Here is an 18,896-nt window from a genome sequence, read left to right on the forward strand (position 1 = left end):
GGCGCGCGGCTCGATCGCGGGCTGGAACGCCGCGTGGTGGTGGCGCGCGGCCAGCTCGATCGCTCGGCGGGCGCGCTCCGTCTTTCGACGCTCGATCGCCAATTGGAGCGCGCGCGCGATCGGCTGGCGGCGACGTGGCGGCTGGTCGAATCGCTCGGCCCCAACGCCATTCTCGATCGCGGTTATGCCTTCGTCTCGGCGCGGCCATCGGGTGCGGTGGTCGGCTCGGCCGATGCGGCGCGCGCTGCCGCCACCGTGACGCTCCATTTTCGGGACGGTCAGGTTGACGCCAAGGTTGAGCGCGCGGGCACCAAAGCCTATGGTGCGCCCAAGCCCGAGCAGCCGACGCTGCTCTGATCCGCCATCGCTGTTTGAAAAGCGCGCCTTATGCTGATGTCCAATACCGATCGCCCCGCGCGCCTGCATTTCATGGCCAATGGTTTTCGCGTGCTCGCCCCCGGCGATCATGTCCTGTGCGCGGTATCGGGGGCGCGGATCGCGCTCGACGATTTGCGCTATTGGAGCGTCGCGCGGCAGGAGGCCTATGCCAGCGCTGAAATCGCGACCGAGGCGATGGCATCGGAATGACGCGGCGCGGGGGGCTGGCGCGAACGGTTTGGGGGGCAATCGGGTCGGTGGCTCTGGTTGCCTTGGGCAGTTGTACCACCGCGCCCGAACGCCCGACGGTTCAGCCGGTCAGCGCGCCGCCGGTCGCGCGCCGGGCCACCCCGCAGCCGCAGCGCGAGCCGCAGCGGACCAGCTTCAGCTATTCGGGCAGCCTGATCCAGGGTGGGCTGGTGATCGGCATCGCGCCGTCCAATACCAGTTTGCTGTCCTTCGACGGCGAAACCGTCCCGGTCGCGCCCGACGGGCGTTTCCTGATCGCCTTCGACCGGGACGCCAAGCCAAGCGCCAGCCTCGTCGCGACGCTCGATGACGGGCGCGTGGTTCGCGATACCCTCAGTATCGCACCGCGTGGCTGGGACATTTCGCGGCTGAATTCCTTGCCCAAGATTCCGTTGCCGCAACCCGAATTCGATCGGCTGCGCCCGGCCGAACTGGCGCAGATCAACGCCGCGCGGCGCGTTTCGTCGGACTCGCAAGGGTGGCGGCAGACCTTCCTGTGGCCAACCACCGGCCGCATCTCCACGCTGTTCGGATCGCAGCGCATCTACAAGAATGGCGAGGCGGGATCGTATCATTCAGGTGTCGATATCGCCAAGCCGCAAGGTTCGGTCATCCTTGCTCCCGCCGATGGCGTGGTAATCCTGGCGGCGGACCATCCCTTCACGCTGGAGGGAAATTTGCTGATGATCGATCATGGCATGGGCCTCAACACCGCCTTCCTGCATTTGTCGCGCATCGACGTGCGCGTGGGCGAGCGTGTTCGCCGCGGGCAGCCAGTGGCGCTCTCGGGCATGACCGGCCGCGCGACCGGACCGCATCTGCACTGGAGCCTGAAATGGCACGATGCGAAGATCGATCCACTGCTCGTCGCAGGGCCGATGCCGCGCAGCGAGTGAGGCGTTTGCGGCGGGCGTAAAGCGGGTGACGCAAGAGTGTTGCACCGCAGCGACACTTGGCGAAAGTTCCGTGTCGGCCTCTTTACAATGCTGTGGGATCGTTACAGTCTAGCATCATTGCGGTGATCCCGGGGGTTCGGGATCGCCGACGCAACGCTGCGCCATTGCGCACCATCTGGGGGTTTTTCATTGATGCAGACCACGCAAGCTCGCGCATTTGCGCGCCTTCGTTCAAGTGCCGCGCCCGTCGCGCTGCTGATCGCGCTTTCGGCCGGCCCGGCATTTGCGCAGACCGCGCCCGCACCGGCAAGCGAGCCGGCACCGGCCACTGCCGAGGCGAATCAGGACATCGTCGTCACCGGGTCGATCTTCCGGCGTACCAACACCGAGACTCCTTCGCCGGTCACCGTCCTGACCAGCGAGACGCTGGCGCGGGCCGGTATCACCAACATCAATGACGCCGTCCGTTCGATTTCGGCCGATGGCGCGGGGTCGATCTCGACCGGCTTCACCAACGGCTTCTCGGCCGGCGGTGCTGCTGTGTCGCTGCGCGGTCTCGGCGTTTCGTCGACCCTGGTGCTGATCGACGGTCTTCGCAGCACCAACTTCCCGCTCAACGATGACGGCCACAACGCCTATGTCGATCTCAACTCGATCCCGTTCAGCGCGGTCGAGCGGATCGAAGTGCTGAAGGACGGCGCATCGTCGAGCTACGGTCCGACGCGATCGGCGGCGTGGTCAACATCATCATGAAGAAGCATTTCACCGGTATCGACGGCAACGTCGAAGGTGGGGTGACCGAAAAGGGTGACGGTGCCCGTTACCGTGCCAACCTGACCGCCGGCTATGGTGATTATCAGGAAAAAGGCTGGAACGTTTACATTAACGGTGAATATCAGAAGGACCGTCCAATTGGCGCGACTACGCGCGGTTTCCCGTATAATACCAACGATCTGAGTTCGATCGGCGGCAACGACAACAATTCCGCCGACAGCTCGCTAACGACGGCATCGACCAATGCTGTCGTGCGCCGCGCATCGCAGAGCAACCTCAACGATCCGTTCACCGGCGGCACGCCATCGGGAACCTACACGCTGCTCGGCGGCACCGCGCAGTGCGTGAACGGTACCTTCACCGTGGCCGGCGCGTCTGGCGGCACGGGCTGTAAGCACGACTATGGCAAGGAATATGGCACCCGCTACAACGACATCCAGCCGGCGCAGGAACGCTACAACGTCTCGGGTCGCTTGAGCTTCCGCGTCAGCGACGCGATCGAAGGATATGCAACGGGCAGCTACTCGCATAGCCAGGTGACGATCAATCGTGCCCCGTCTTCGATCCGGCAGACCCAGCCTTATGGTTCTTCACCGGCGCTGTCGTCGAACAACCCGGGTATCGTGCTGCCGTACTTCGTCTGCGCGGCTGGCATCAACTGCATCACGGCGGCCGACCGTACCCTCAACCCGAACAATCCCTATGCCACGAATACCGCGGCAACCGCAGCGGACGCGATGGCGAATGCCGCTAGCATCCGTTATGCCTTTGGCGACATTCCCGTCGGCACCGTGCGCAACAACGAAGTGTTCCGTGGCGCGGTCGGCTTTAACGGCGACATCGCTGGCGGCTATCATTGGAAAATTGACGCAGTCGGCGCACGCGACAATTTCTCGATCACCGAATATGGTGTCATCGACATTGCCGGGCTGAAGAAAGCGGTCAACACCGGTGCCTACAACTTCGTCAATCCGTCGCTCAATTCTCAGGCTGTTCGCGACTTGATCGCGCCGACCTACTCGGTGCCCTCGCACACTTCGCTGATCTCGCTTGACGGGTCGATCGCCAAGGATCTGTTCGCGCTTCCGGGTGGTGACCTGCAGTTTGCGGTCGGCGGCCAGTTCCGCCACGAAACCGAAGAGAACAATGGCGTTGACGTCGGTCTCACCAAATATGCCAACACGTCGGCAGCCTTTGGTACGCATGACGTCTATGCTGGCTATTTCGAAGTCAACGCGCCGATCCTGCCGACCCTCGAGGTGAACGGTTCGGGACGTTACGACCATTATTCGGAAGGATTCAGCCACTTCTCGCCCAAGGTTGGTGCCAAGTGGACGCCGATCAAGCAGATCGCAATCCGCGGTACCTATTCGAACGGGTTCCGTGCGCCGACCTTCGCCGAAAACAATCCGCGTTCGAGCTATGCCGGTTTCGTGACCTTCACCCCGCCGTGCAGCTTCATCCTCGCACATGGCGGTACGGGTACGCTGACGTCGTGCAATGCCGGCACCAATCCGTATATCCAGCCGTACAGCCTTGGTTCGGGCGCGACCGGCAACCCCAATCTGAAGCCGGAAAAATCGCGTAGCTTCACCGCAGGTGTAGTGGTCGAGCCAGTCCGCAACGTCAGCTTCACCGTCGATTACTACAACATCAAGAAGACCGACGTGATCGTAACCGGACCCGATGCGGGCGCTGCCCGTGCGGCTTATTTTGCAGGCACGGCACTGCCGGCGGGTTATTCGGTTTCGGCCATCGATGCGCCCGATCCGCTGTTCCCGAACGCCCTGCCGCGCGTGCTGATCGTCAACGTGCCTTACGTCAACGCTGGTGCCGTTACGGTCTCGGGCCTCGACTTCGGTGCGAATGTGAGCTTGCCGATCACCAACGACGTCAAGTTCAGCAGCCGCCTCGATCTCACCTATCTGATCCAGTATGACCTCAATCCCGGCGGCGGCGCTGCCGTCCAGCGTTATGCCGGTACGCTTGGACCTTACGAATTGTCGTCGGGTGCCGGTACGCCGCGCGTGCGTGGCAACTGGCAGAACACGATTGAATATGGCCCGCTCTCGCTGACCGCGACGACCTATTACGTGTCGCGGATCAAGGAAGTGGCGGCTGACGAAGGGGATACGAGCCACTCTTGCTCGGCAGCGCTGTACGTTGCCGCCAACGGATCGGATCAGTTCTGCTACATCAAGCGCTTCATCTATGCTGACGTGAGTGCGGCCTTCAAGGTCAACGACAATTTCACGTTCAACCTGTTCGTCGGCAACATCACCGGCGAGAAGGCACCGCTTGCTCCAGCGTCGTATTCGGGTGCCAACTATCTGCCGACCTGGCACATGGCCGGCATCGTTGGTCGCACGTTCCGCGCGGGCGCACACTTTAAGTTCTAAGGTACGGCGTATTTGTTGGAAGGGGGCGGTCTCTGCGAAGGGGCCGCCCTTTTTCGTTAACCTGTTGCAAACGCGTAACGAAGTTGTTGTTTTTATGTAACAGAGTGAAATGAAAGCGTAGTCGGGCGTGCGCGGCTCACTTTACAGCGTGCCTTGGGCGCTTCATCCCATGCGCATGTCTCGGGGGGCCGAGCACATGTTCGGTCACGAGACTTGCAAACAACGCCGCGGTGCGAATTTTCGTAGATGCGTGCGGTCAGCAAGGGAAAAGACGTGATCGGAACAGACTTCATCGCTCGCAAGGCACGGCTGCTGACGGGGGCCGCATCCACTGCGCTACTGCTTGCTGCAGTGCCAGCATTTGCGCAGGACCAGCAACCCGCCGCACCGTCGACCGCGCCAGTGCCCGAGCAGGCGCAGCCCGACACGGGCAGCCAGGGCCAGGACATCGTGGTCACGGGTTCGTTGATCCGTAACAGCGCCGCCGCGACGGCCGCCCCGATCAACACCTTGACCGCGCAAGACTTTGCCAATCGCGGTCAGAACACCATTGCCGAAGCGCTGCAGACCATTCCCGCCAACGGTGCAGGCACGATGACGCGTGCCTGGAACAGCTTCGGTTTCGCCACCGGCGCGACCGCTGTCTCGCTGCGCGGCCTCACCACCGGTAACACGCTGACCCTGTTCGACGGTCTGCGCTCGGCAATTTACCCGCTCGGCGATGACGGCCAGCGCAGCTTCGTCGATCTCAACACCATTCCGCAGTCGGTCGTCGAGAAGGTCGACGTCCTGCAGGACGGTGCCTCCGCGACTTATGGTGCGGATGCGGTCGCGGGCGTCGTCAACGTCGTCGTGAAGAAGGAGATCGTCGGTCTGCACGCCAACGCATCGGCCGGCATCTCGCAGCGCGGGGACGGCGGCGAAACGCGCGCCGATCTGACCTATGGCTATGGCAAGCTCAGCGAGCAGGGCTTCAACTTCTACGTCAATGCCGAATTCCAGCACGACAACCCGATCTACGCGCGCGACCGTGGTTATCCGTGGAACACCAACAATTACAGCGCGATCTGTAAGGCGGGCGGCACTTGTCTGCCCAACGAGACGATCAACGGCATTCAGGGCGATGGCAGCTTCGGCGGCCTTGGCTCGACGCGCGTGCCGGTTGCGCGGCCCTATCTGAACGGCAGCCCGGTTGCCGGCTCGCAGTTCCAGTTGCTCAATCCCGCCGCTGGCTGTCGGGACCTTACCGCGATCACCCTGACCCCGGCGCAGCAAGCGCAAGCGGCAGCGGCAGGTACGCCGACCGGCTCGCTGGTCTGCTCGCAGGATAACGTCAAAGATTATCTGCTGGAAATTCCAGAGGAGCAGCGCTTCGGGGCGACGGCGCATCTGACCGTCAATGTCGGCAGCAAGGCGCAGGCCTATCTGATGGGCAATTTCTACGAGACGCAGACCAACAGCAGCATTTCGCCGCTGAGCTTCGCCGGCCAGACCGCAGCGGGCGGGACGCAGTTCACCCTTAGCCCGGTTCTCTTGCCGGTTTACGTCTGTCCGCGCGGCACGACCGTGGCGTGCACCGCAGCCAATGGCACGCTCAACCCGAACAATCCGTTTGCGGCACTTGGTCAGCAGGCGCGGGTCAATTATCGCTACGATCAGCCGCGTATCTCGTTAACCGACACGAAAACCTATCGTTTCGCAGGCGGGATCCAGGGCACGTTCGGCGAAGGCTGGAAGTACAATGCCGATGCGACCTATTCTGAGGTCGATCTGAAGGTTACCAACAAGAACTACCTAAATCCGCAGCGCCTGATCAACGTGATCAACGACGGCTCGTTCAACTTCGTCGATCCGTCGCTCAACACGCAGGCAACGCGCGACTATATCGCGCCGACCAACAACAATCTGTCGACATCGAAGCTGTGGCAAGTCCAGGCGTCGGTTTCCAAGTCGTTCTTTACCTTGCCCGGTGGCGAGCTGACGGCGGCGGTCGGCGGCGCGTATCGCTACGAATCGGTCAACAATCCGAGTGCGAACGCGCCGAATGAGATCAATCCTGCCGACCGCTATTACAGCATCAACTCGGTGAGCACGGCGGGCAGCCGCAACGTGAAGTCGGCCTTCTTCCAAATTGATGCGCCACTGTTCAATATGCTGACGCTGAGCGGTGCCGGTCGTTATGACGATTATTCGTCGGGGCAGAGCAACTTCTCGCCGAAGGTCACCGCGATCTTCAAGCCAATCGAGCAGCTGCGGATCCGCGGAACCTGGTCGCGCGGCTTCCGCATCCCGAGCTTCCAGGAAGCCTATGGCCAGCCGACGACCGGTTATATCACGTCGACGGTTTCGCCGACCCAGGCCGGCGGTGCGGCATACATCGCCGCGCATGGCGGCGACTCCTACGCGACGCTGCCGTACAGCTATGGTTTGACCTCGGCGGGCAACCCCAATCTGAAGCCCGAGAAGTCGACCAGCATCACCGGGGGCATCGTCTTCGAGCCGACCCGCCGCTTGACCTTCACGCTTGATTACTACCACATCAAGATCAAGGGTCTGATCGGGGCACCGGATTATTCGGGCGTGGCTGCGGCCTATTATGCCAATAACGGCGTCGTGAATGTTCCCGGCATCACCGTAAAGCCGGGCGTCGCCGATCCCAACTTCCCGAACGCGCTGCCGCAGTTGGGCTTCATCCAGTACAGCTTCATCAACACGACTTCGGAAACCACGTCGGGGCTCGATATGTCGGGTACCGCGCGGATCCCGCTGGGCAACGGCATCAACCTGACCAGCCGCGTTGATGCGACCTATCTGATCAATCTCGAGCAGGTTCAGCCGAACGGTACGGTTCAGCGCTTCGACGGATCGCTCAGCCCGTGCAACATCACCTCGTGCTCGGGTGCGCCGAAGTGGCGCGGCAGCTGGCAGAATACGCTCGACTTCAACGGCAAGGGTACGTTGAGCGCGACGGCATATTACACCAGCGGCTATGACATGGCTTCGGTCGACTATGGTGGCGTACCGGGCGATTGCGCCAACAATGGCGGTGTTTCGGTCTACACCTATTCGGATGGTTCGCCGTTCAAGTGCCGTGCACGCCGCTTCATCGATGTGGACATGAGCGCGAGCATCAAGGTGGGCAACCGCTTCACCTTCTATGCAAACGTCCTCAACGTGTTCGACGTGAAGCCCGACTTCAACCCGGGCCAGACCTATGACACGGGCTTCGGCTACAACGTGGCATGGGAAAGCCAGGGCTTCATCGGCCGCTTCGTCCGCTTCGGCGCGAAGATCGACTGGTAAGCCAACCGCATCACACCAACGCGGAGGGGCGGTTCCTGCAAAGGAGCCGCCCCTTTTTTATCACTCGACGGCCAGCTCCAGTCTGCCGTCGCCTTCGTCGACCCGCACCGTCGCGCCATCCTTCACGCTGCCGCGCAGGATCAGGTCGGCGAGTGGGTCTTGCAGATAGCGCTGCACCGCGCGCTTCAGCGGCCGCGCGCCATAGACGGGATCGTACCCAACCCGCCCCAACCACGCCCGCGCAGCATCGGTCAGCTCCAGCGAGACCTTGCGCTCGGCCAGCAGCGTCGCGATCCGCTGCACCTGGATGTCGACGATCGGTGCCATCTCCGCTTGCCCGAGCCGGTGGAACAGCACGATCTCGTCGAGCCGGTTGAGAAATTCGGGCCGGAAATGCCCGCGCACGATCTCCATCACTTGCGGTTCGACGCTCGCGACGTCTTCGCCTTCGCCCAGCGTCGTGAGGATCTGGCTGCCGAGGTTGGAGGTCAGCACGATGATCGTGTTGGTGAAGTCGACGGTGCGGCCCTGGCCGTCGGTCAACCGCCCGTCGTCGAGCACTTGCAGCAGGATGTTGAACACATCGCCATGCGCCTTCTCGACCTCGTCGAACAACACCACCTGATAGGGCCGCCGCCGCACTGCCTCGGTCAGCACGCCGCCTTCCTCATAACCGACATAGCCCGGAGGCGCACCGATCAGCCGGGCAACCGCGTGCTTTTCCATGAACTCGCTCATGTCGATCCGCACCATTGCGGTCGGGTCATCGAACAGGAATTCGGCGAGCGCCTTGGTCAGCTCGGTCTTGCCGACGCCGGTTGGCCCGAGGAACAGGAACGAACCGAGCGGGCGGTTGGGGTCCTGCAACCCCGCGCGCGCGCGCCGCACGGCGGTGGAGACCGCACGGATCGCATTTTGCTGGCCGATCACGCGCTTGCCGATCGTCGCTTCCATCTGCAGCAATTTGTCGCGTTCGCCTTCCAGCATCCGCTCGACCGGGATGCCGGTCCAGCGTGCGACGACCCCGGCAATGTCTTCGCTGGTCACTTCCTCGCGCAGCATCGCGCCCTTGGTCGCGCCCGCTGCCGCGTCCAATTGCCGTTGCAGTTCGGGGATGCGCCCGTAGGACAGCTCGCCCGCCTTGGCGAGATCGCCGGCCCGTTGCGCCTGTTCCAGTTCGAGGCGCGCTGCGTCGATCTGCTCCTTGAGCTTGGCTTCGGCCGAGATCTTGTCTTTCTCCCCCTGCCAGCGCGTGGTCAGCTCGGAGGATTGCTGTTCGAGATTGGCGAGTTCCGCGTCGAGCTTCACCAGCCGGTCGCGCGACGCTTCGTCGCTCTCGCGCTTCAACGCTTCGCGCTCGATCTTCAACTGGATGATCCGCCGGTCGAGGATTTCGATTTCCTCGGGCTTGCTCTCCACTTCCATGCGGATGCGGCTGGCGGCCTCGTCCATCAGATCGATCGCCTTGTCGGGCAGGAAGCGGTCGGTGATGTAGCGGTTGGAGAGCGTCGCTGCTGCCACGATCGCCGCATCGGTGATGCGCACGCCGTGGTGCAGCTCATATTTCTCCTTGAGCCCGCGCAGGATCGAGATCGTATCGGGCACGGTCGGCTCGCCGACGAACACCGGCTGGAAACGGCGCTGGAGGGCTGCGTCCTTCTCGACATATTTGCGATATTCATCGAGCGTGGTCGCGCCGACGCAGTGCAGCTCGCCACGCGCGAGCGCCGGTTTCAGCAAATTGCCGGCATTTATCGCGCCTTCGGATTTGCCCGCGCCGATCAGCTGGTGCATCTCGTCGATGAACAGGACGATGTCGCCCTCGGCGGCCTTCACTTCGTCGAGCACGCCCTTGAGCCGCTCCTCAAACTCGCCGCGATATTTCGCACCCGCGATCAGCGAGCCCATGTCGAGCGACATCAGACGGCGGTCCTTCAGCGTATCGGGCACGTCGCCATTGGCGATGCGCAGCGCGAGGCCCTCGGCGATCGCGGTCTTGCCGACGCCCGGTTCGCCGATCAGCACCGGATTGTTCTTGGTGCGCCGCGCCAGAATCTGGATCGTGCGGCGGATTTCCTCGTCGCGGCCGATCACCGGGTCGAGCTTGCCGTCACGTGCCGCCTGGGTCAGGTCGCGCGCGAATTTCTTCAGCGCGTCGAACTTGTCCTCGGCGCTGGCGCTGTCGGCGACGCGGCCATTGCGAACCTGATCGATTGCGGTGTTGAGCGCCTCGGGCGTAACGCCTGCGGTCTTGAGCGCCTTGCCTGCTGCCGTATTGAGCGACAGCGCCAGCGCGACCAGCAGCCGCTCGACCGTGACAAAGGAGTCGCCCGATTTGGTCGCGATCTGCTCGGCCTGGTCGAGCACCCGCACCGCATCATTGTCGAGCCCCGGCGTCTGTTGCGCGCCGCTCCCCGACACTGCGGGAATCTTGGACAACGCGAGGTCGGTCTCGGTCGCCGCGCGTTTGGCGTCGCCGCCCGCCGCTGCGATCAGGCCCGAGGCCATGCCCTGCTCATCTTCCAGCAGTGCCTTGAGGATATGTTCGGGGGGCGATGCGCTGATGGCTCATGCGGATCGCGACGGTTTGCGCCGATTGCAGGAATCCCTTGGCGCGATCGGTGAATTTTTCGATATTCATATGGAAGTATCCCTCCTTCTTCCGTCCCGATGTAGTGTTGCACTTTTGCAACACAAGAGTGACTCGCGCACGATTCTGAAGTGCCCGATGTACCAGCAGAAAACGTCATCCGCTTGACGCGGATTTTACGTATTTCCGCAACGCAGCATGGCTAGGCGCGGCACTGGGCGCGGGGAGTAGTGCCCTGCAAAAAAGACTCTTTTCAGGGGACCGACCATGCGTCGCTTTACGCTTTGCCTACTCGCGGGTGCTGCCTTGGCGTGGCCGCTCGCCGCCTCGGCCCGAGACCTCCCTGCCGCACCAGCACCAGCTCCCGATGCCCCGGCACCCGAGGCTCCGCCTGCCGTGGATGATGCGGGCGGCGACATCATTATCGTCGGCAAGGGCCAGACGCGGCAAGTGCAGCAGCTCAGCCAGGCCGATCTCGCGATCCTGGCTCCCGGCACCAGCCCGCTCAAAGCCATCGCCAAGCTGCCCAACGTCAACTTCCAGTCGGCCGACGCCTTTGGCGCGTATGAATGGTCCGAGCGCGTCTCGATCCGCAGCTTCAACCAGAACCAGATCGGCTTCACGCTCGACGGCATTCCGCTCGGCGACGGCTCTTATGGCAACACCAACGGCTTGCATATCAGCCGCGCGATCTCGCCCGAAAACGTTGGCCGTACCGAAGTGTCGCAGGGTGCGGGTTCGATCGGGACACAAGCGACCAACAACCTTGGCGGTACGATCGAGTTTTTCTCGAGCGACCCGAAACCGACCTTCGGGCTGACGCTGAACGGCACCTATGGCAGCGCCAATACCGTGCGCGCCTTCGGTCGCCTCGACACCGGTGTCCTCGGAGAGAACGGGCCGAGCGCCTATGTCTCTTACGGCTTTCTCGATACCGACAAGTGGAAGGGCTATGGCGTGCAGCGCCAGAACCAGGTCAACGCCAAGTTCATCGCGCCCGTCGGCCCGGTGCGGCTGGTCGGCACCTTCGATTTTTCGGATCGCCGGGAAAATGACTATCAGGATCTGTCGCTCGACATGATCAAGCGCCTCGGGCTGCGCAACGACAATATTTCCAACAATTTCCCGCTGGCGGTGCTGATCGCCGACACCGGGGCAAACAGCGGCTATACCGGCGCACCCAAGCTCAATCCGGCGGCGGGCACGGTAACCCCCGCGCCCTACGCCAATGCCGATGACGTTTATTACGACGCCGCCGGTCTGCGGCAGGATTATCTCGCGTCCCTGGGGATCGAGACCGCCAAGGGCGCAACGGTGCATGGCGAATTGAAGGGCTATTACCATTCCAACCACGGCCAGGGCATCTGGTTCACGCCTTATGTTCCTTCCCCGTCGGGCGTGCCGATCTCGGTGCGCACCACCGAATATGACATTCACCGCAAGGGCGTGTTCGGCTCGCTTGGCACCAAGCTCGCCTTTAACGACATCACCGTTGGCGGCTGGTACGAGGTGAACGACTTCCGCCAGGCACGGCGTTTCTATGGCCTCGACAGCCGCACCACGCCGACGCGCGATGCGCTGCACTTCCAATATCTGCCGTTCGCGACCCAGTGGTACAACACCTACGAAACCGACACCGTGCAATATTATGTGCAGGACAAGATCGCGCTCGGGGATCTGACGGTCGATCTCGGCTGGAAGGGCTTCTCGGTCACCAACAAGGCCACGCCGATCGTGTCGGGCGGGCTCGCCTCGGGCCGCATCCAGGTGAAGGATTTCTTCCAGCCGCACGCCGGGCTCAACTACAAGCTGGGCAATCAGGTCGAATTGTTCGGCGATTTCACCGAAGTGACCCGCGCATTTGTCGCGGCGGCGACGAGCGGACCGTTCGCTACCACGCAAGCCGGGTTCAACGCCCTGCTGACGACCAACAAGCTGAAGCCCGAATCCTCGGACACCTATGAAGTCGGCGCGCGCTATCATTATCGCGGGATCAACGCGCTGCTGGCCGGCTATTATGTCGATTTCCAGAACCGCACGCTCGCCCAGACGGTTGGCGCAGGCATCGTCGGCAACCCGCCGATTCTGTCGAATGTGGGCTCGGTCCGCGCTTATGGCCTCGAAACCGCGCTGGAGGCCAAGCTTGGCTATGGCTTCGGCGTATTCGCCTCGTACAGCTACAATGACTCGACCTATCGCGACAACGTGACGGTCGGCGGCTTGGTGCAGAACATCAAGGGCAAGCAAACCGTCGACACCCCCAAGCATCTCGCCAAGGGCGAATTGACCTACGACAAGGGCATGTTCTTCGGTCGCATCGGCGCGGATTATATGAGCCGCCGCTATTTCACCTACACCAACGATCAATCGGTGCCCGGACGCGTGCTGGTCGACGCGACGATCGGCGCACGGGTGACGATCGCCGATCGCAAGTTCGAGATCCAGGGCAACGCGACCAATCTGTTCGACAAGAAATATATCTCGACGATCGGGTCGAACGGCTTCGGCTATTCGGGCGACAACCAGACGCTGCTGGCGGGTGCGCCCGCCCAGTATTTCGTGACGATCAAGGCGGGGTTCTAACGCGCGTTCTCCCGCGCAAGCGGGAGCCCAGGGTTGCAGGCGCTTCGCTTGTAACCCTGGATCCGCGCTTTTGCGGGAAAACGGCACGAGCCTCGCGAAACAATCCCCTCGTCTCGGCCGGATCGCCCAGCTACATCTTGCCGCAAACGATAAGAGGGCAGGGTGGATGCGGGGATTGCGGCGGGTGCTGGCCGGGTTGGGCGTGCTGGTGTTGGTGGTGGGTGTCGGGCTCGCCGTGTGGGAGCCGCTGGTCGCGATCCGCGTCACGCCACCACGGGTCCACCATTATGACAGCGTCATCGCCCGCGATCGTTTCGGTGTGCCGCATATCTTCGGCAAGACCGATCCCGATGTCGCTTATGGCGTGGCTTATGCCCATGCCGAGGATGATTTCGCGACGCTGCAGGAGGCGGTCGCGATGGCGCGGGGACGCCTCGGCGCGCTCCAAGGCGCGGACGGGGCCAAGGTCGATTACACGCTCCGTCTGCTCGGTGCCCGCGAAACTGCGGAGCGCGATTATCAGAAGCAGCCGGCCGACGTGCGCGCCTTGCTCGATGCCTATGCCAGCGGGCTCAACGCATATGCGCGGCGGCATCCGGGCGAAATCCGGCTTGCGCGGCTGTTCCCGGCCAATGGCGAGGACATTGCGACCGGCTTCGTGCTGCGCACCCCGTTCTTCTTCGGGCTCGACCAGACGCTCGGGGCGCTGTCGGGCGATACGCCGCTGCCGCGCGAAAGCGCGGGCGCGGTGCCCGACAGCGCCGATCCGGCGGCGTTACCGGCGAGGGGCGAAGCCATGCCCAACGGCTCGAACGCCTTTGTCGTCGGCCCGAAGCGTTCGGCCGATGGCTTCACCCGCGTCATCGCCAATTCGCATCAGCCGTGGAGCGGCCCGGTCGCCTGGTATGAACTGAGCGTGCAATCGGGCACCGGCTGGCACTTTTCGGGCGCGACCTTTCCCGGCGTGCCCTTCCCGGTGCTGGGGCATAACGAACATCTCGGCTGGACCAACACCGTCAACCGCCCCGATCTGACCGATGTCTACAAATTGGTGCTGGATGCCGATCGCACCCACTACCGCTTCGACGGGGCGTGGCGGCCGTTGCAGGCGCAGCGCGTGTGGCTGAAGGTGCGCTTCGGCCCGTTCGTGCTGCCGATCCCCAAAATGGCGTATCGCGCGGTGCAGGGGCCGGTGATCGTCAACAAGAGTGGGGCCTATGCGATCCGCTATGCCGGGGCCGACCAGCTCCGCATGATCGAGGAATATTACCGCCTGACGCGCGCGCGCGACTTTGCTGAATGGCAGAAGGCGCTGGCGATCCAGGGCGTGCCCGCGACCAATTTCCTGTACGGCGACGCCAAGGGCAACATCGCCTATTTCTACAATGCGAGCTTCCCCAACCGGAAGCCGGGGTTCGACTATCTTCATGTCCTGCCCGGCGACACCTCGCGCGATTTCGCCTTGGGCACGGTGCCGTTCGCGCAAGTGCCGCGCAACGTGAACCCGGCCTCGGGCTTCCTCGTCAACGCCAACAACACCCCGTTCCAGGCGGCGGGCGCAGGCTCCGAACTCAAGCCCGGCGACTATTCGCCACTGCTCGGCATCGAAACCGACACCACCAATCGCGGTACGCGCGCGGTCGAGCTGATGGGGGCGCATCCCTCGATCAGTGCCGACGATCTGCGGCGCATCAAATATGACACGGGCATCAGCCGCCTGAGTTGGGCGGCGCGCTGGTACGGCGATATCGCGCGCGTCGACCCGCGCGGCGACGCGCAACTGGTGCAGGCGCAAGCGTTGCTGAAGCGCTGGAACTGGGATTTCGATGGCCATCACAGCGGCCAGGCGCTCGCCGCGATCCTGCTGCGCACGGGGCAGAAATGGCACTATCCGCGCCGCCCCGAACTCGACCCGCGCGATGCGCTGGCCAAGGCGGCGGGGTATCTGCAACGGCATTTCGGCACGCTCGATCCCCCACTCGGCACGGTGTTGCGCCTGCGGCATGGCGCGGTCGACTTGCCGCTCGACGGTGGCCCCGATGTGCTCCGCGCGGCCTCGACCTGGGACGAAGCCGATGACGGGCGGCTGGTGGTGAAGCATGGCGACAGCTTCATCATGTTCATGACGTGGGACAAGGCAGGCCGCGTCAGCTCGGAATCGGTGCAGCCTTATGGTGCGGCGACGACTCGGCCGCGGTCACCGCATTATGCCGACCAGGCCCCGCTGTTCGTCGCGCATAAAACCAAGCCGGTATTGTTCTGGCGCGACGACTTACGGACCAGCGTCGAGCGTGTGTATCGGCCGTGACGTATTGTAACGAAACCGGCCACTGCTATACCTAATCAGTACAGTCGTTTACCAACGACATCGCCAGGGGAACCATCAATGACCGTCAAGCTGTTCGCGCTGTGTGGCGTGGCCCTTTCAACGCTGGCGATGCCCGCCGTCGCGCAGACCGCGCCCAAGCCCGTTCCGGTCGCGGACTTGGTCAAGCAAGTCGATATTCCCTATAGCGAATTCCGCCTCGCCAACGGTTTACGCGTGATCGTCAATACCGATCGCAAGGCCCCGGTCGTCGCGATCAGCGTGTGGTACAATGTCGGTTCGAAGTTCGAGCCCAAGGGCAAGACCGGCTTTGCGCATCTGTTCGAGCATCTGATGTTCAACGGCTCCGAGAATGCGCCGAAGGACTATTTCACCTATACCAAGGCGATCGGCGCGACCGATCTCAACGGCACGACCTATTTCGATCGCACCAATTATTTCGAGACGGTGCCCGTCGCAGCACTCGATCGCGCGCTGTTCCTCGAAAGCGACCGCATGGGCTATCTGCTCGGGGCGATCACCCCCGGCGTGGTCGATGAGCAGCGCGGCGTCGTGCAGAATGAGAAGCGGCAGGGCGATAATCAGCCCTTTGGTCTGGTGCAGTACAAGCAGACCGAGACACTGTTCCCCACCACGCACCCTTATGGCCACACCACCATCGGATCGATGACCGATCTCGATTCGGCGAGCGTCGAGGATGTGAAGAGCTGGTTCCGCAGCCATTACGGCCCCAACAATGCGGTGCTGGTGCTGTCGGGCGATATCGACGCCGCCAAGGCGAAGGTACTGGTCGAGAAGTATTTCGGCGCGATCCCCAAGGGGCCGGAGAGCGTCGTCCCCGCCGCCGATGTGCCGACTTTGGCCGCGCCCAAGGTTGAGACGATCAAGGACCGTGTTGCCACCACCCGCATCTATCGCATGTGGGCGGTGCCGGGCCTCAACAACCCCGAAGCGGTCTCGCTGGATGTGACCGCCGGAGTGCTGGGGGGCCTCGCCAGCAGCCGCCTCGACAATGCGCTGGTGCGCAAGGAAAAGCTCGCGGTGCGCGTGTCGGCGAACAATGAGAGCTTCGCGCAGGTCGGCATGTTCGTGGTCAGCGCCGATGTGCGGCCCGGCGTCGACCCCGCGCTCGTCGCCAAGCGGCTCGACGAGATCATCGCCGATGTCATCGCCAACGGCCCGACTGCAGATGAAGTGCAGCGCGTTGCGACGCGCGATGCGGCGGCACGCATTGCCGGGCTCGAATCGACCGGTGGTTTCGGCGGCAAGGCGGTCGCGCTTGCCGAAGGCGCGCTGTATGAGAACGACCCCGGCTTCTACAAAAAGCAGCTCGCCGAACTCGCCGCGCAGACGCCCGCGCAAGTCAAAGCGGCCAGCGCGAAATGGCTGACGCGCCCGGTCTATGCGCTGACCGTCGTGCCCGGCGCGCGCGATGCCTATGTCGAGGCGACCCCGCCGGCCAAGGTCGCGGCGGCACCCGAGCCTGAATTCAAGGGCACGCGCGGTGCGCTGCCGCCGGTCGGGACCTTGGCGAGCCTCGACTTCCCCAAGGTCGAGCACGCCAAGCTCAAGAACGGCATCGAACTGGTCTATGCCTATCGCAACGCCGTGCCGATCACGCAGGCGTCGATCAGCTTTGATGCCGGTGTCGCCGCCGATGTGCCGGGCAAGCTCGGCACGCAGACACTGACGCTCGACATGCTCGACGAGGGCACGCTCACGCGCGATTCGATCGCGATTGCCGAAGCGAAAGAGCGGCTGGGCGCGAACATTACCAGCGGATCGGGGGCTGATCGCACCGTTGTCGGCCTGTTCACGCCAAGCGCCAACCTTGCCGCTTCGACCGAATTGCTCGCCGATATCGTGCGGCATCCGAAGTTCGATCCGGCGGAAGTCGCCCGCGTCAAGAACCAGCAGCTTTCGCGCATCTCGGCCGAGCTGACCAGCCCGCAGGGCCTGGCAACGCGCGTCTATCCCAAGCTGATCTACGGCGCGGCCTATCCCTATGCCAAGTCGTTCGGCAGCGGCGATGCCAAGGCGGTGGCGGCACTGACGCGCGACGATCTGATTGCCTTCCAGCAAGCCTGGATTCGCCCCGACAAGGCCAAGATCTTCGTCGTCAGCGATCGTCCGCTGGCTGAGGTGAAGGCGGCGTTCGATGCGCGCTTCGGCGACTGGACGCCGACCGGCCCGGCCGGCGTCAAGGATTTCACCGTCAAGGCCGTACCGTCTGCCCCCAAGATAGTGCTGATCGACCGGCCCGATTCGCCGCAGTCGTTCATCATCGCCGGGATTCCCACGCGACTGGTCGGCACTGACGATCTGCTGCCGGTGATCACCGCCAACGACACGCTCGGCGGCGATTTCCTGTCGCGCGTCAACATGGACCTGCGCGAGGCGCGGCATTGGTCGTACGGCGTCAACGGCTCCTTCCGCCGCGCCCAGCATGACACACCCTATCTGCTCGGCACCGGAGTGCAGGCCGACAAGACCGGCGAATCGATCAAATCGCTGCGGACCGATTTTGCCGAGTTCCTGACCACCAAGGGCATCACCAAGGACGAGTTCGACCGCACCATCACCGATGCGATCAGCTCGCTGCCGGGCAATTTCGAAACGTCGGGTGCCGTGCTTGGCGCACTGCAACAAAAACGACCTGTATCGTCGACCCGACGATTATTACGCGACGCTGCCGCAAAAAATATCGCGCGATGACGGCAGCCGAGCTTGACGCTGCGGCACGCACGGCAATCGACCCGGCCAAGACCGTCTGGATCGTCGTCGGCGATGCGGCGAAGGTCCGTGGCCAGCTTGACAGCATCGGGTTGCCGGTTGAGGTGGTGCCCGCCGCATCCGTCGCGGATGCGCGTTGAAGATTCTTGTCAGGAGAGAGACAATGGCTGCAATCGACGGAACCTGGGATACCATCGTCAAGTCGCCGCTGGGCGACCAGAAGGCCGTGCTGACGGTCAAGACCGACGGCGCTAGCTGGACCGGAAGCCAAGTCGGCGCGCAGGGCAGCGCCGAAATCACCGACGGCATCGTCGATGGCGAGACGATCAAGTGGACGATGTCGATCGTCGTGCCGATGCCGATGACGCTGACCTGCGAAGCGACCGCCGATGGCGACACGCTCACCGGTTCGGTCGGCGCGGGCGCGTTCGGCAGCTTCCCGATGACGGGCACGCGCGCGGCCTGAGCCGTTCGATCCCGACGAAAAGAGGCCCGCGCTCCACCAGGATCGCGGGCCTTTTTTTAATCCTTCCCGGCCCCGGGAGGGGGACCATGCGCAAAGCGCATGGTGGAGGGGGCGCTCCACGCGCGCAGCCTCTGCCGCAGAAACCGCTCAGCACCACCACCCTCCCCGTTCGTTTCGAGCGAAGTCGAGAAACCCGTCA

The 18,896-nt window shown here is 63.4% G+C and carries 9 protein-coding genes and 2 pseudogenes; 10 read left to right on the plus strand and 1 reads right to left on the minus strand.

The window, feature by feature from the left end:
- From NW75_RS18195 to NW75_RS18215, 6 genes are all read left to right on the plus strand, one after another.
- The coding region (locus tag NW75_RS18195; protein WP_033966631.1) for an exodeoxyribonuclease VII large subunit at positions 1-357 on the plus strand (357 nt) is incomplete at its 5' end.
- A gap of 30 nt (positions 358-387) precedes the next feature.
- Entirely contained in the window at positions 388-588 is a 201-nt protein-coding gene (locus NW75_RS18200; RefSeq protein ID WP_033966632.1) for a DUF2093 domain-containing protein, read from the plus strand.
- Complete coding sequence (locus tag NW75_RS18205) at positions 585-1,523, plus strand: M23 family metallopeptidase (protein WP_081988822.1); 939 nt, start codon at positions 585-587, stop codon at positions 1,521-1,523. The genes NW75_RS18200 and NW75_RS18205 overlap by 4 nt, the downstream gene beginning before the upstream one ends.
- 192 nt (positions 1,524-1,715) lie before the next feature.
- Positions 1,716-2,276: a TonB-dependent receptor plug domain-containing protein gene (locus NW75_RS27940; protein WP_331386188.1), complete on the plus strand. Its 561-nt coding sequence runs from the start codon at positions 1,716-1,718 to the stop codon at positions 2,274-2,276.
- A complete protein-coding gene (locus tag NW75_RS18210) occupies positions 2,258-4,696 on the plus strand; it encodes a TonB-dependent receptor domain-containing protein (protein ID WP_331386187.1) in 2,439 nt (812 codons plus the stop codon). Before NW75_RS27940 ends, NW75_RS18210 begins: the two co-directional genes overlap by 19 nt.
- A gap of 273 nt (positions 4,697-4,969) precedes the next feature.
- Entirely contained in the window at positions 4,970-7,999 is a 3,030-nt protein-coding gene (locus tag NW75_RS18215) for a TonB-dependent receptor plug domain-containing protein (RefSeq protein WP_033966642.1), read from the plus strand.
- 60 nt (positions 8,000-8,059) lie between these two features.
- Here the strand turns inward: NW75_RS18215 and clpB are convergent.
- Positions 8,060-10,640 (minus strand): annotated as a pseudogene (gene clpB, locus NW75_RS18220) (ATP-dependent chaperone ClpB).
- 216 nt (positions 10,641-10,856) lie between these two features.
- On the opposite strand from clpB, the gene NW75_RS18225 reads away from it, so the two are divergent.
- The 4 genes and pseudogenes from NW75_RS18225 to NW75_RS18240 all read left to right on the plus strand — a co-directional run bounded on the left by NW75_RS18225 (position 10,857) and on the right by NW75_RS18240 (position 18,697).
- Entirely contained in the window at positions 10,857-13,172 is a 2,316-nt protein-coding gene (locus NW75_RS18225; RefSeq protein ID WP_052192504.1) for a TonB-dependent receptor, read from the plus strand.
- 166 nt (positions 13,173-13,338) lie between these two features.
- Complete coding sequence (locus NW75_RS18230) at positions 13,339-15,480, plus strand: penicillin acylase family protein (RefSeq protein WP_033966635.1); 2,142 nt, start codon at positions 13,339-13,341, stop codon at positions 15,478-15,480.
- 78 nt (positions 15,481-15,558) lie between these two features.
- Positions 15,559-18,371, plus strand: a pseudogene (locus NW75_RS18235) (M16 family metallopeptidase).
- Between the two features lie 23 nt (positions 18,372-18,394).
- Positions 18,395-18,697, plus strand: coding sequence for a hypothetical protein (locus NW75_RS18240; protein WP_033966640.1), 303 nt, complete (start codon positions 18,395-18,397; stop codon positions 18,695-18,697).
- Positions 18,698-18,896 lie beyond the last annotated feature (199 nt).

It is taken from the genome of Sphingomonas sp. Ant H11 (assembly GCF_000797515.1).
GTDB lineage: Bacteria > Pseudomonadota > Alphaproteobacteria > Sphingomonadales > Sphingomonadaceae > Sphingomonas.

Bases quoted from the DNA above. Each gene is read 5' to 3' on its own strand.
- NW75_RS18240 (WP_033966640.1), top strand. From the start codon at position 18,395: ATGGCTGCAATCGACGGAACCTGGGATACCATCGTCAAGTCGCCGCTG.
- NW75_RS18205 (WP_081988822.1), top strand. From the start codon at position 585: ATGACGCGGCGCGGGGGGCTGGCGCGAACGGTTTGGGGGGCAATCGGG.
- NW75_RS18225 (WP_052192504.1), top strand. From the start codon at position 10,857: ATGCGTCGCTTTACGCTTTGCCTACTCGCGGGTGCTGCCTTGGCGTGG.
- NW75_RS18200 (WP_033966632.1), top strand. From the start codon at position 388: ATGCTGATGTCCAATACCGATCGCCCCGCGCGCCTGCATTTCATGGCC.
- NW75_RS18230 (WP_033966635.1), top strand. From the start codon at position 13,339: ATGCGGGGATTGCGGCGGGTGCTGGCCGGGTTGGGCGTGCTGGTGTTG.
- NW75_RS27940 (WP_331386188.1), top strand. From the start codon at position 1,716: ATGCAGACCACGCAAGCTCGCGCATTTGCGCGCCTTCGTTCAAGTGCC.